10 protein-coding genes are annotated in these 13,390 nt (G+C 49.1%); 4 read left to right on the plus strand and 6 right to left on the minus strand.

What is annotated here, in order from left to right; genetic code table 11:
- Nucleotides 1-36: 36 nt before the first annotated feature.
- From HMPREF9431_RS11045 to HMPREF9431_RS11060, 4 genes are all read left to right on the plus strand, one after another.
- A complete protein-coding gene (locus tag HMPREF9431_RS11045; RefSeq protein ID WP_004381391.1) occupies nucleotides 37-756 on the plus strand; it encodes an ABC transporter ATP-binding protein in 720 nt (239 codons plus the stop codon).
- Nucleotides 757-887: 131 nt separating this feature from the next.
- Nucleotides 888-2,147 carry an ABC transporter permease gene (locus HMPREF9431_RS11050; RefSeq protein ID WP_004381392.1) on the plus strand — a complete coding sequence of 420 codons (1,260 nt, stop codon included), beginning with the start codon at nucleotides 888-890 and terminating at the stop codon, nucleotides 2,145-2,147.
- An 82-nt stretch (nucleotides 2,148-2,229) separates the two neighbouring features.
- Nucleotides 2,230-3,474, plus strand: coding sequence for an ABC transporter permease (locus tag HMPREF9431_RS11055; RefSeq protein WP_004381393.1), 1,245 nt, complete (start codon nucleotides 2,230-2,232; stop codon nucleotides 3,472-3,474).
- 43 nt (nucleotides 3,475-3,517) lie between these two features.
- Nucleotides 3,518-4,636 carry an efflux RND transporter periplasmic adaptor subunit gene (locus HMPREF9431_RS11060; protein ID WP_004381394.1) on the plus strand — a complete coding sequence of 373 codons (1,119 nt, stop codon included), beginning with the start codon at nucleotides 3,518-3,520 and terminating at the stop codon, nucleotides 4,634-4,636.
- 161 nt (nucleotides 4,637-4,797) lie between these two features.
- Here the strand turns inward: HMPREF9431_RS11060 and pulA are convergent, their stop codons facing one another.
- From pulA to HMPREF9431_RS11090, 6 genes are all read right to left on the minus strand, one after another.
- Nucleotides 4,798-6,699: a type I pullulanase gene (gene pulA, locus HMPREF9431_RS11065; protein WP_004381395.1), complete on the minus strand. Its 1,902-nt coding sequence runs from the start codon at nucleotides 6,697-6,699 to the stop codon at nucleotides 4,798-4,800.
- A 125-nt stretch (nucleotides 6,700-6,824) separates the two neighbouring features.
- Nucleotides 6,825-9,524 (minus strand): 4-alpha-glucanotransferase, encoded by a 2,700-nt coding sequence (locus HMPREF9431_RS11070; protein ID WP_004381396.1) that lies wholly within the window; start codon nucleotides 9,522-9,524, stop codon nucleotides 6,825-6,827.
- A 124-nt stretch (nucleotides 9,525-9,648) separates the two neighbouring features.
- Entirely contained in the window at nucleotides 9,649-10,410 is a 762-nt protein-coding gene (locus tag HMPREF9431_RS11075) for a toxin-antitoxin system YwqK family antitoxin (protein WP_004381397.1), read from the minus strand.
- Nucleotides 10,410-11,783 carry a hypothetical protein gene (locus HMPREF9431_RS11080; protein ID WP_004381398.1) on the minus strand — a complete coding sequence of 458 codons (1,374 nt, stop codon included), beginning with the start codon at nucleotides 11,781-11,783 and terminating at the stop codon, nucleotides 10,410-10,412. The genes HMPREF9431_RS11075 and HMPREF9431_RS11080 overlap by 1 nt, the downstream gene beginning before the upstream one ends.
- Before the next feature lie 8 nt (nucleotides 11,784-11,791).
- Nucleotides 11,792-12,130 (minus strand): hypothetical protein, encoded by a 339-nt coding sequence (locus tag HMPREF9431_RS11085; protein WP_004381399.1) that lies wholly within the window; start codon nucleotides 12,128-12,130, stop codon nucleotides 11,792-11,794.
- Complete coding sequence (locus HMPREF9431_RS11090) at nucleotides 12,127-13,137, minus strand: SPFH domain-containing protein (RefSeq protein ID WP_040561618.1); 1,011 nt, start codon at nucleotides 13,135-13,137, stop codon at nucleotides 12,127-12,129. Before HMPREF9431_RS11090 ends, HMPREF9431_RS11085 begins: the two co-directional genes overlap by 4 nt.
- Between the last annotated feature and the right edge of the window lie 253 nt (nucleotides 13,138-13,390).

The raw sequence follows: 13,390 nt of genomic DNA on the forward strand, positions 1-13,390 counted from the left end.
GCAACCTTCTACTTCATTTTGTTGTCAAACAGGCGTATGATACATTTAAAAAATATACACAAAACCTATCAAGGTGCACAACCTTTGCACGTGCTGAAAGGCATCAACCTTGACATTGCAGCGGGAGAATTTGTCTCGATTATGGGCGCTTCGGGCTCGGGTAAATCCACTTTGCTCAACATTTTAGGTATCCTTGATAACTATGATTGCGGCGAATATGTGCTCGGTGACACGCTGATACGCGACCTTTCGGAAACGAAAGCTGCACACTATCGCAACGAGATGATTGGTTTTATCTTTCAAAGTTTCAACCTTATTGGGTTCAAGACGGCCGTTGAAAATGTTGAATTGCCGTTGTTCTATCAGGGGGTGAGCCGGCGAAAGCGCAGACAGTTGGCGATGGAATATCTTGAAAAGATGGGACTTCTGCCGTGGGCTGCTCACTATCCCAATGAAATGTCGGGCGGACAACGGCAGCGTGTGGCCATCGCACGGGCCTTGATTACGCAACCCAAGCTCATCCTTGCCGATGAACCTACGGGTGCATTGGACAGCAAAACGTCGGTTGAGGTGATGCAGTTGCTCAAGCAACTCAATGCCGAAGAGCATAAGACGATTGTCGTGGTGACGCATGAAAGTGGCGTAGCCAACGAAACCAATAAGATTATTCACATCAAAGACGGCATCATAGGGCGCATTGAAGAGAACCGCGACCACGATGCTTCGCCCTTTGGTATCAATGGTATGATGAAATGAAAATGGCTTCAAACCTTGCAATGTGCCTTGCCACTGTTGTGTAACAACATTTGTGTGGGGCATGGTTTGCGGGGCATCATCAGGGCCTTTTCCACGTTATTCATGTTCATGGGAGCAATCAATAGCAATTTATGAGAGACATTCTATCCGAAATTTGGTCTACTGCAAAGCGCAATAAGTTGCGCACTGCGCTCACAGGTTTTGCCGTGGCGTGGGGTATTTTTATGCTCATTTTCCTTTTGGGTGCAGGCAATGGACTCATTCATGCCACCGAACAAAACAGCAATCAGTTTTTGGCTAACTCGATGGAGGTCTTTGGTAACACGACGTCTAAGCCTTATAAGGGGTTTAAGGAGGGGCGCTCGGTGCAATTAAACGATCAGGATTTTGCCTTGACCAAAGATCATTTTCCCGCCCATATCGACGAGATTGGTGCCGTGTTTTCTGAAGGACCGCTTACCATTTCCTATGGTGATAACTATACTTCGAGTCCGGTTTTGGGTGTGTTTCCCAACTATCAGGCCATTAACAAGTTGGAAATTCGCTACGGACGCTTCATCAACAATATGGACAACGAAAGGCAACGAAAGGTGATTGTGCTGGCTGACGAGCAGGCGAAAGAACTCACTTCGCGCCCTATTCAGAGTCTCATCGGGCAATATGTTGATGTGGGTAACTATGCTTTTCAGGTAGTGGGCATTTATAAAAAGAATCAATCGGGGAGCATTTCCTATGGCAACACGCCTTTCACTACGTTGAGAACCATGTATGGTGGAGGCAACAAGATGGAGCAGATTAATTTTTCATTTCACGGTTTGGAAACTGAAGAGGCTAATGAAGCCTTTGAGAAGAGCCTGCGTGCCAGTATCAACAAGCGGCACGAAGCTGCGCCTGATGACGACAATGCCGTGTGGATTGACAATCGGTTTACCCAGAATATGCAGATGGATCAAGGCTCGAATATCATCCGAACGGCACTGTGGATTGTAGGGTTGTTTACGTTGTTGAGCGGCATTGTGGGCGTTTCCAACATTATGCTCATCACCGTAAAAGAACGAACCCGCGAGTTTGGTATTCGAAAAGCCATTGGAGCTACTCCCTGGGCTGTGCTGAAACTCATTATCATTGAGAGCATCATCATCACCACTTTCTTTGGTTACATTGGGATGATGTTTGGAATTGCCGCTAATGAATATATGAGTGTGACAGTAGGAAACGACAAAGTGGATGCGGGTTTATTTCAGGTTTCCATGTTTGTTAACCCCACAGTGGGTTTGGATGTGTGTGTCAAAGCATTGCTTGTGATGGTTGTTGCGGGCACATTGGCTGGTTTGATGCCTGCACGAAAGGCAGCTAAGATTCGTCCTATTGAGGCATTGAGAGCCGAATAAATAGCATGATGGTTACACCTTATTATATATATGGGGAGAAAGAAATGCTTGTTTGGCAACGCAATTTAAAATAAAACGCAGCATGAAATTAGACATAGATACCTATAAAGAGATTTTTACAACCCTCTCACGCAATAAGAGTCGTTCGTTCTTAACGGGCTTCGGGGTGTTTTGGGGCGTGTTTATGTTGCTCGGTTTGATTGGTGGAGGCAGTGGGTTGCAGCAACTGTTGTCGCGCAATTTCGAAGGCTTTGCCACCAATTCGGTGATTGTTTTTGCGCAGAACACCACCAAACCCTATGCAGGTTTCCGCAAAGGCCGTTCGTGGAAGATGAACTATGACGATATTGAACGCCTGAAAGCACAGGTGAAGGAGTTGGATATTGTGGCGCCAGTGCTTGCACGGTGGGGGGCCAATGCAACCCATGGTGACAAGAAATATTCGTGCAATGTGAAAGGCGTATTGCCCGAATATCAAGGTGTTGAAACGCCCAAATTGAAGTATGGACGCTATATCAATGCCATGGATATGCAGCAAAAGCGCAAGGTATGTGTCATCGGAAAGCGCGTTTACAAGACGCTTTTTCCCAACGGTGACAATCCCTTGGGAAAACTTATCCGTGTGGATTCTATTTACTATCGTGTGGTGGGTGTTGACTATGCTCATGGAAAAATCAGCGTCAACGGAAGTAGTGATGAAGCCGTTGTGCTGCCCATCTCGCTCATGCGTGAGGCTTATAACTATGGAGACGAAGTACCTCTCATTTGCGGAACGGCGAAACCGGGCGTGCATGTGAGTGACATCATGCCCAAGATACGCCGTGTCATTGCGCACAACCATCAGATTAACCCCACCGATGAAAAAGCCATCAGCATCTTTAACACTGAAGTGATGTTTGGTATGATTGACAGTCTTTTCCGCGGTGTCAACTTCTTAATCCTCCTCGTGGGCATCGGAACGATACTCGCCGGTGCCATTGGCGTATCGAACATCATGATGGTGACGGTGAAAGAACGCACCAATGAGATTGGTATTCGGCGCGCCATCGGAGCCACACCGCGTATTATCCTCGGACAAATCATTGCGGAAAGCATCATTCTTACGATTTCTGCCGGCATGGGTGGATTGCTCTTTGCTGTGGGAATCTTGCAGATGGCCGAGTTAGCTTCGACAACAGACGGCGTCGTCACCACGCATTATCAAATAGGTTTTTGGACGGCTTGGGGCGCCGTTGTCTTGCTGAGTACTCTTGGTGTATTGGCGGGTTTGGCACCAGCCTTGCGTGCTATGGCCATCAAGCCTGTTGATGCGATGCGTGACGAGTAGTAGAATTTGAAATAAGAAAACAATAAAACATTCGATAGACAGCATGAAAAAGTATCTAAAAATCATTGTTGCAAGCCTTGTGGCCTTGCTTTTTGTGGGCACATTCGTATTTCTTTGGGCGAAATCACGTCCGCAAGAGGTGGTGTATGAGGAGTTTACACCACGTGTGTTAGATTTGAAAAAGACTACGATTATCACGGGTAAAATTGAACCACGTACAGAAATTAATGTAAAACCACAGATGAGTGGCATCATCTCTGAGATGCTGAAAGTGGCGGGACAGACCGTAACAGCAGGCGAAGTGATTGCTAAAATCAAAGTCATTCCCGATATGGGACAGCTCAGTTCGGCGCAGGCACGTGTGCGTTTGGCCGGTATCAACATGCGGCAAGCAACGACGGATTACCAGCGAATGAAGGCGTTGTTTGACAAAGGACTCATTGCAGCGGAGGAGTTTGAGAAGACCAAACAGACTTACAAACAGAATCAAGAGGAGGTGAGATCAGCAGAAGAGGCGCTCGAAGTGGTGCGTGATGGTGTTTCGAAGAGTAATGCGAAGTCGAGCTCTACGTTGATACGTTCAACCATTAGTGGACTGATTCTCGACATTCCTGTGAAGGTGGGAAACACCGTTATTCTGAGTAACACCTTCAATGATGGTACGACCATCGCCACAGTTGCAGACATGAGCGATCTCATTTTCCGCGGCAATATCGACGAAACCGAGGTGGGACGTTTGGTTGTGGGCATGCCGATGAAAATTACAATCGGCGCTTTGCAGGATGAAACGTTAGAGGCGCGTTTGGAATATATCTCACCCAAGGCGGTTGATAATAATGGCGCCAATCAGTTTGAGATTAAGGCGGCTGTGACAAAATTAGGCAAAACGCAGATACGGTCAGGTTATAGCGCTAACGCAGAAATCATCTTGGCCGCTGCCAATCATGTGCTGACGATTCCTGAAAGCGCGGTAGAGTTTGAAGGAAATAACACATACGTGTACGTAGTGCAAGGTGCCGGAAAGACGAAGACCTATGTGCGGCGCAAGATCGTTACAGGCTTAAGTGATGGTATCAACATCGAAGTGAAGCAGGGACTGACGGCAAAGGATCATGTTCGTGGGACACAGAAGGTGGATGATGCGGCTAAATCAAATGATTGATAGGCCATGATAAGGACATCAAACGATTAGGTTTGTTGGCAGAAGGACGAAGTTGTTTCATCAAAATTATAGGATTATTACCAAACAGGAATGCATGGAGCAGGCATCAGTGTGCCTCACTCCATGCATCAATCATTTTTCAAAACATGTGTTCTGCAACATTATTGATGCGCTATCAGCATGCTATGTGCATCAACCCATAAGTGGTCGGTTTCAACACTTCCCCAACCCGTCTCATTGATTGTGCCGTTGCTGGCCACTATCGTGTAACGTCCTTTGGGAACTGTTACTTTGCGCGCTTCATTATTCGCATTAAACACCACGACGATGTTGTCCCACACGTCACCTCCCGCATGTCCCGTGAGTATAAATCCCACGAGATTAGGTTGTGTGGGTAAGAACGACAGATGCTGACGTATCAAGTTGGCATTGCCCAAACGAAAGGCAGGATGATGGCGACGCAACGCAATGAGGCGCTGATAATAAGTAAACAGCTGCGGATAGCGTTGCAGGTTTTGCCAAGGTAAAGCATTGATTTCGATAGGCGACTGATAGCTGTTATGCACACCTTGCTTGTCGCGCAGCATCTCTTCACCGCTTAACATGAATGGCACACCCTGTGAGAGCATCACAACACTTTGCGCCAAGCAATCAAGACGCACGAGCATTTCGGGCGTAAGGTTAGGCACAGATGCGCGCAGACGATCAACTAAGCACATGTCATCGTGGCAGCTTACATAGCTGATGAACTGTGTCGGATCATCGTTCCACGGCAAATGATCACTGCCCACCTGTTGCATATTAACCTGCGGATGCGCTATGCCGCCCACGATGCCAAACTTAATACGCTCTTCCGCACCTGATACGCCTGCGATGAATGCCCCTTTCTTGTCGTCATAGAATGGGCCACGCAGTCCGTCGCGCAGCTCATCACTGAACGCAGCTATGCCGGGCATTTGCTTCATGTGCGTCTTGCTTGCGAGTAAATGAGACGGATAAGCGCATTGCCCGGCACTCCATCCTTCGCCATAGACGAAGATAGAAGGATCGATTTTATGCAGCGCGCGACATGCGGCATTCATGGTCTTGATGTCGTGCACGCCCATCAAGTCAAAGCGAAAGCCATCAATATGATATTCTTGCGCCCAATAAACTATACTCTCGATGATGAATGCTCGCATCAAAGGTTTTTCTGATGCCGTCTCGTTACCACATCCCGAACCATCGGAATAGCCGCCATCAGCACGCTTACGGTAATAATAATCAGGATAAGTGCGCTGGAAGTTGCTGTGCTCAATATCAGCAGTATGATTATAAACCACATCCAGGATGACACGGATACCGGCACGATGCAACGCTTGCACCATTTGTTTGAATTCCTTGATGCGCGTAGCAGGATCATAAGCATTGGTGGCATAACTGCCTTCAGGAACATTGTAATTCTGTGGATCGTAGCCCCAGTTGTATGCTGGAAGATGAGGTTTCGTCTCATCAATAGAGGAGAAATCAAAGCTCGGAAGCAAATGCACGGCTGTCACACCAAGACGCTTGAGGTGCGCAAGGGCTGCGGTGTCTGCAACACCAAGGAACTTATCGGGATGCGCGTTGTTGGGCATCTTGTGGGTGAAATCGCGCACGTGCAGTTCATAAATCACCTGATCAGCAGGCGAAAGGAGTGCCGGACGCTTATCTTGCGCCCATCCGGCAGGGTTGGTGATAGCCCTGTCGATGATGGCGGCGCGTTTGCCATTCACGCCAACGGCCGTAGCAAAGACGCCGGGCGTTTCGCCACGCCCGATGTCGAACGTATAGAACTTTCCTTGCAAATTGCGCTTCAGGGTGAGTGTCCAACGATGCTTCCCCACCGCTCTCATCTTATATTGCTGCAGCGGTTTGCCTCCTTCGTCATCAGCATAAAGCCGCAATATAGGTTGCTGAGGCGCATTCAGCGTAAAGGTGGTTTGATGAGGTTGCAGAAAAAGCTCATTGAAGAGGCGCTGGGCTTGCGCCATTTGCAAAATGAGGGTGACTAATAATGTCACGAAATAACGCTTGATGAGCATTGTATGAATAAAGAATTAAATACGATTTTATAGTTCAAGATGATGGAACGCATGCCATAAGACTGCCCTGCACATTGCCTCACAAGCCTGTTTGGCGTATCTGTCGCAAGATAACAGTGCGAGCATCAGTAACGCCCCGACTGCAACACCAGTTCCGAGACGTTTTCTTTGAAATCATCGTTATGCAGCAAGTCGTCAAGGTTCACGTGCATGCGATAACGCCAATAATGCTGCGGATCAGATGGGATGTTGATGCGCTCCGCCATAGCGTCAGGCAAACGCAGTTTCTCATCTATCGCCATCCAGTCTTGTATCGACAGCACACAAAGCATGCTGGGGCTTTCTAACTGATGTGCAAGGATGTCATGTGCCAGCCAACCGGGTAGCGGATGTGGAGCAGCGCCGCCGCGATGGAGAACAGTGTTGTAGTAACACTGTGCACGCCCTCTGTCTTCGTCCCACCACTGTCGCAGCGTAGGCATGTCGTGCGTAGTAGGCGTGCAAACAGAACGATAAGCACTGTCACTCAAACAGGTGAACGCAGTGTTGCTCGCCTTGGGCATGCTTTGCACTTCCAGACTCAAAATGCGCAATTTCTCCATTACCCAAGCCACGCAAGTAGGCACCATGCCCAAATCTTCAGCACAAACAAGCATCGAAGTAGCTGCGATGAGCTTCGGCAGCTTTCTCATGGCCTCGCGATACCAGAATTGATTGTTGCGCTGATAATAATAATCATTATAGAGTGCGTCGAAAGCCCGTTTGTCGTCATCGGCAAGTGCCTCGTATGCCAAAGTGCTTTGTGCAGCAATGCGCGGATGAAACAGGTTGCTGTCGCGTCGGTCGCGCAGAAAGAGCACATTGGCGAGTAGGGTGTAGAGGCCATCGCGAAGCATGCAATCTTGCGACGCATGCTTGCCGGCGCATGCTTGCGCTACTTTCTGTTGCGTATCATACTCCGGTTTGAAAGCGTAGACACCCTCATGCAGCTGTTGCAGATAGTGTGCTTTAACATGCGCCACCTGCGTGGGAAACAGACGTTCCAAAACCCAGTCGCGAATAAAGGGTTGCGTAGATTGAGACGCTGAAAACTGCAAACCACGAGCTTTGATTTCCTCGCAGGTGAGCCCCAAAGCAGGCGAAAACTGTCCGACAAGGCCTTGCATAGCCGAAGTGGGAATTTCCCAAATACGGAAGAAGCCTAAGACGTGATCAATGCGGTAAGCGTCGAAATACTGACTCATGTGCATCAGGCGCTTCGTCCACCATTGACATCCGTCAGCCAACAGGGTTTCCCAATTATAGGTGGGAAAGCCCCAGTTTTGTCCGCAGACGGCAAAATCATCGGGCGGCGCACCAGCCTGACCGTCTAAATGAAAGAAATGAGGCGCCGTCCACACATCGCATCCTTGCCGATTAACGCCAATAGGAATGTCGCCCTTAAGAACGATGCCGGCCTTACGCGCAGCAGCATGCGCCGCCAACAACTGCGTGTGCAAAATATACTGCACATAATAAAAGAACGACACGCGCCCATATTCCTTTGTTCCCGGTGTGCTCAACGCCGCTCTGTCGGCCTCGCTCCATTGCGTGTGTCCCTGCCACTGCGCACAGTCGGCCGTGCCGTGTTTGTCGCGCAGGTAAGCATAATAAGCATAAGGCACGAGCCATTCCTGCGCAGCATGAAAGAACGAACAGAAAGCCTCGCTCATCAGCACAGCAGCCCCTTCTTGACGATAGATGGCGCGGAGATAGGCCTGCTTAGCCTCATTCACGCGTTCGTAGTCCAGTTCAGGCAGCGCGTTAAGCTCTTTTTGCAATGCAGCAAAGTGTTCCTTTTGCTTGACATCCTTCAACGGCGGTAGGGCATTGAGATCAACATACTGCGGATGAAGCGCAAACACACTGATGCAGCTATAGGGATAGGAATCATGCCACGTGTGGGTAGTTATTGTGTCGTTGATGGGCAGTAATTGCACCACACGTTGATGGGTCACTGCCGCCCATTCAATGAAACGCTTTAAATCGCCAAAGTCACCCACACCGAAACTCTGCTTGCTGCGCAGTGAGAACAACGGCACGAGTGTTCCTGCCACGCGACGGTTGCTGATGGCAAAGAAAGCCTGCGACAAGTCATAAACCAACACTTCGCCGGCATTCATCTTGGGCAGTTGAAGCGTGCGGTTGGCTCCCGTCTCCCACAACAAAGCATGTATGTTATTCTGCTGCACGGCAACAAACTTAAAAACAAGCTGATTGGTACGGAGCGTATCAAAGTTTACGTCTATCACCCACTCGTTGTGTTGATGCTCATACATCGGCAGCGCTTTGAAAGCATCCCAAGTACCCAAAACATCGGCCTCGCCCGTTAGGCGGAGGCATTCGTTACTGCGCAGTTGTGGCGCGCGCACAATCAGGCGCACAGTCTTTTCAAAAGGAGTCACCTGCAAAGACTTAAGTCGTCGTGGCTCGATGCAAGCAGTGAACGCCGCACTATAAAGATAGGTGTCCTCGGGCATCGCTGACCATTGATTGTAAACGGTGTAACAATCACCTTTGACGGCAGTCAAATCCAAGCGATGGGGCAGCGTGCGCCATTCCGTCCGTGGCGTGTTTCCGCCATCATCCACACTGTAATAGTAGCTCAGTTGCATGCCCTGCGTCAGCGATGGGTCGTTGCATTCATACCACCAGTTCTTTCCATCATCAGACGACATTCTATAGACCGTACGCTTCGTTGTTTCGGCACCAGTTTGTCTGACGAGGTTGAGCAAAAGCTCTTCGCCCAACATGGTTACATAATTGATATTGAAAAGTAGTCGCATAAACAGGTTTGTTATAGGGTGTAAAGATAATAAAATAGGTGAAAGAAATGATGCGTTGCCCTTTGCTTTTTAAATTTAATTAAGGTCGCAAAGAAACCGTGCTGCAAGTTTTGCGCTGCTGCCGTTATTCCATAATGACGCTCCCATCGGGATTCACTTTCATGCGTTTGGGCCTTGGTGCGGCCTGTTGAGGTGCCGGCTTAGGCTTCGCGGTCGATAGGCCTTGCCGCTTGGTAGTCTTTCGTTTGCCTTTTGCGATGCTGCGCACCGAAGCGGGAGCCGGATAGGGATAAAAATGCTCATCGCAGACCCATCGCCATTCCGAACGATCATTGGTGGGCGCTAACCTGCGCAGGGCAGTCGTGTAAATGCCATCAACCTCGAATGTGGTGTCGGCAACACATTGCCCCGCCTCGTAACGCGCCTTATTGTAAAGACGTCCCTTTCCGTCATACTCGTATTGCATGCCCTCGCGCAGCCCGTCCTGATAGTATTCACGCTTATACAGATATTGTTTGCCCTTGGCGTTGACCTTGTCAAAGTAAGTCAGCTGTTGACCGTGCTGCTTGCCTGCCGCATAAAAGCCATGGAAAAACAGGCGCCCACTTTCAAAATAACTTTTCATCTCGCCTTCCAATCGGCCGTGCTGATAGTGTTCCACCTCGCGCAATTCGCCCGTTTTGTAATAGCGTTTCCATTCGCCCACCTTGCAATCGTTGACAGTGTCCATTGTGCCCTCTTCGCAAAGACGACCGTTGGCGTAATAGTCGACATAGTGCTTTTGCGCCGCAGCCTGTTCTGCACCACAAATCCACAGTCCGATGAGTAGCAACATGCCCTGCAAGCATGTGCGCATCTGTTGCACGGGGAAATCACGCTGTTGCATCACTCTTTCTTCTCATTTAGGGTGTAACGCGTGTGTAGCCCCTCTCTCATCGTCACGCTGCCATTGTAAATATCGAGCCGAACGAAACGGGTATCGCCATAGCTATCTTTTTTCCACTGCGATTGCGATAACCACAGCGCCGAACCATCATAAACCACCTGCTCGTCAAGACGGCAATGCGGAATGGCTTGCGTCCACAGCACTTCGCCGACATTGCTGCGCAGTTGAAACACCACATTGGCATTCTCGCCCACTATGGGGTTGTATTTGAGCAGCAGAAAATGCTGATTTTGATACATGATGGCTGCATTGAAGCCAATAAACCACTTGCCGATGGGTTGTGCATCGTGAATGCGATTGCCATGCTGCGTTTTGTAGTAACCGTTGAACACCCAGAAGTCATAAATCTTGTTTGGGTCACCCGGATAATAGGTCACAGGCACGCGCCACAGTCGCAAGTTACCCTGTTGCATCTGCCGACCGTCATTTTCTTTTCTTTCCAGCATAAACATCACCTTTTCTATCTTCTGACCTTGCAATTCGTGCATATTCAAGTCTTGCGCATAGTCAAAAGCTTCATCGCTGTATAACCGATTGGACTGCGGAAAGTAATAATACTTCTCCGAAAGATTGTTCGTGATGATCAGACCTTCGCCGTAGGAGCGGCTCAACACCTTCATGTTGGCAATACCCGTCGACAGCGGCTTTTTCTCTTGTATCAATGTTGGCGTAAGGTCGTCGAGCAGCATTTCATCTATTTTCAGTTCATAGAGTTTTGCTTCGCCAAACACAATGAAACACCGCGGACTTGCCGAAAGGCGCAAAAATTCTATAGATGAAGAGGTGAACAGCTGCCGCATTTCGCTTTCATCACGCGAGGCCAACCGATACTCAGTGAGCACTTCGCCCGTGTCGCAATCTTTAAACCCACAAAACACACCCTCTTTTGCTTTGCGCTCATCCTCGTCTTCAACGTTGACACAATTTCGGTCGACGATGTAGAAAAGCACTGCTTTTTTCTTGCGCACAAGGAGCGAAGAGAATTCCACGTTATCGTAGACCTCGATGGGTGCCGCTTTTATCTTCGGCGGCGATGGATGGTCCCAAAGCACAACTTCGAAAAGCAAAAAGAACAATGTAATGACCACGGTGGCGATGATCACCGCAATTTTCTTCGATGTATCTGTGCGCAAGTTACCAAGCGGAGAGGTGCGCGGCGCATCGAAATGATGCTTGATGTGAATGGTGATGTCATCATCGTCTAAGAAGAACTCGGTGCCACAGCTGCGACAGCGAAACAGCTTTTCGCCGAGGTCGTCGTGCTTCTCGCTGCCGCATTGCGGACACTTGATGGGTTTCAGCTGGGTTGCCATAGCACGTTTTACGACTCTTTTGCCAGTGTGAAGTTCAAAACCAGCACAATGACCTGAACACACGTGAGCACCAATGTCATCACGAGCCACCAATTATCATGCCATGTCTGCGGAGCGAAGAAGCCCGTGAGAAATTCCAAACCACCGATGCCAAAGAAGACCATGCCCAACGAATAACGATGGGTTGACTTCATGGGACGTATGAAAGTGGCGAACAGCAGCAACGTGTTGAGCACGATGGCCATGCACGTGAAGAGCAAATTCAAACCGGCATAGCCCGAAATGATGAAGCCCACGAGCAAATTGGTAAGCAACACGATGCCCGATAGGATGAGAATGCGTTTCATAATTGTGACAAAATTTCTTGTTTCTTTTGTTGATATTCTTCCTCACTGATCAGTTCGTCGGCACGCAGTTTTTTCAGCTTTTGCAAACGCGTTCCGGCGTCTGTTTCCTGCGGCGGCGTTGTGGCAGTATTGCTCCGCACGTCAGAGAAGACATCTTTGGCAAGTTGCACACCGGCACCTAATTGCAATCCCGCGCCGGCGAGTCCGCCCTCATTGCGCGCAGCATCACGTAGCGCCGCGAGCTTCTGCATGCCCACATAATCTAAATCAACCTCTTGCGCGGCCTGCTTTTCGGCGGTCATCGCTGCGATGCTGTTGATGCGTGCCATCGTTTCGGTATCAAACGTGGCTGCATCGATGCGAAAATCGGTGAGTGTCAGGCCCAACCGTTGCAGCTCTTCGGCCGTGCGCGCTTTCAGCACTAAGGATATGTCGAGCAGGTGGCTGTCGATCTCGGTATAGGGATAGGCCTTGGCAGCAAGGTAGGAGGTGAGCGGTGCGACAATCCTCGACGATACCAATGTTTGCACGTCTTGCGCCGTGTAGTCGCTCACCGTGCCCAGAAGGGTGCAAAACATCGTCGCGGCATCGTCAATCTTCACGGAGAAGTTGCCGCATGCGCCCAGTGCGACGGGGAAATGATAGTGTGGTTCCTCATATTTCACAGGCGACGCAGTGCCCCACAGCACATTGACCAACTCTGCCGTGCGGAAGAAGTAGAACCGCATTTTATGTTCGCTCTCGGCCTGTTGCGCCAAGTTGAGCAGTGTGGTGATAAAGGGATGATTGTCGGTTTGCAACTGATAGATGCCGGGAGCAGTAAGCACCTCTCTCGGTTTCCCATCATATACCACGAGACATCCCTGCCCCGGTGCCACAATCAACTGGCTGGCATTTTTAATTTCGTCGGTTGGCGTGTTAAGCTGATGGAACAGAATGCTCATGTCCTGTTCTTTCCATTCGATCACAAGGCGTAGCTGCTTGCGAAATAAGTTTTTGATGTTCATAGCTATTGTGTTGGGTTTTGATATGCTCGTCGTATGCTGTTGGCAATCTGCCACAAAGATACCTATTTATTTTAGTACAAGCAAGAAAACATGCACACTTTTTATTCATCCTACATTTATTTTTTGCCACACAGTCGCTGCGACCGATGTTTTGCATATCAGATTTTACCTATTTATATTGTGCTTTGATGCGTCAAGAAAGCACGTGGCGAAAGCATGCAGCGAGTTGTTAGCAAAGATTAACACGAAATAA

The sequence above is a fragment of the Segatella oulorum F0390 genome (assembly GCF_000224615.1).
Classification (GTDB): domain Bacteria; phylum Bacteroidota; class Bacteroidia; order Bacteroidales; family Bacteroidaceae; genus Prevotella; species Prevotella oulorum.

What these genes read in the sequence shown, in the direction of transcription:
- HMPREF9431_RS11085 (WP_004381399.1), bottom strand. Translation starts at nt 12,130, where the DNA reads ATGAAACGCATTCTCATCCTATCGGGCATCGTGTTGCTTACCAATTTG.
- HMPREF9431_RS11075 (WP_004381397.1), bottom strand. Translation starts at nt 10,410, where the DNA reads ATGCAACAGCGTGATTTCCCCGTGCAACAGATGCGCACATGCTTGCAG.
- HMPREF9431_RS11070 (WP_004381396.1), bottom strand. Translation starts at nt 9,524, where the DNA reads ATGCGACTACTTTTCAATATCAATTATGTAACCATGTTGGGCGAAGAG.
- HMPREF9431_RS11060 (WP_004381394.1), top strand. Translation starts at nt 3,518, where the DNA reads ATGAAAAAGTATCTAAAAATCATTGTTGCAAGCCTTGTGGCCTTGCTT.
- HMPREF9431_RS11055 (WP_004381393.1), top strand. Translation starts at nt 2,230, where the DNA reads ATGAAATTAGACATAGATACCTATAAAGAGATTTTTACAACCCTCTCA.
- HMPREF9431_RS11050 (WP_004381392.1), top strand. Translation starts at nt 888, where the DNA reads ATGAGAGACATTCTATCCGAAATTTGGTCTACTGCAAAGCGCAATAAG.
- pulA (WP_004381395.1), bottom strand. Translation starts at nt 6,699, where the DNA reads ATGCTCATCAAGCGTTATTTCGTGACATTATTAGTCACCCTCATTTTG.
- HMPREF9431_RS11090 (WP_040561618.1), bottom strand. Translation starts at nt 13,137, where the DNA reads ATGAACATCAAAAACTTATTTCGCAAGCAGCTACGCCTTGTGATCGAA.
- HMPREF9431_RS11045 (WP_004381391.1), top strand. Translation starts at nt 37, where the DNA reads ATGATACATTTAAAAAATATACACAAAACCTATCAAGGTGCACAACCT.
- HMPREF9431_RS11080 (WP_004381398.1), bottom strand. Translation starts at nt 11,783, where the DNA reads ATGGCAACCCAGCTGAAACCCATCAAGTGTCCGCAATGCGGCAGCGAG.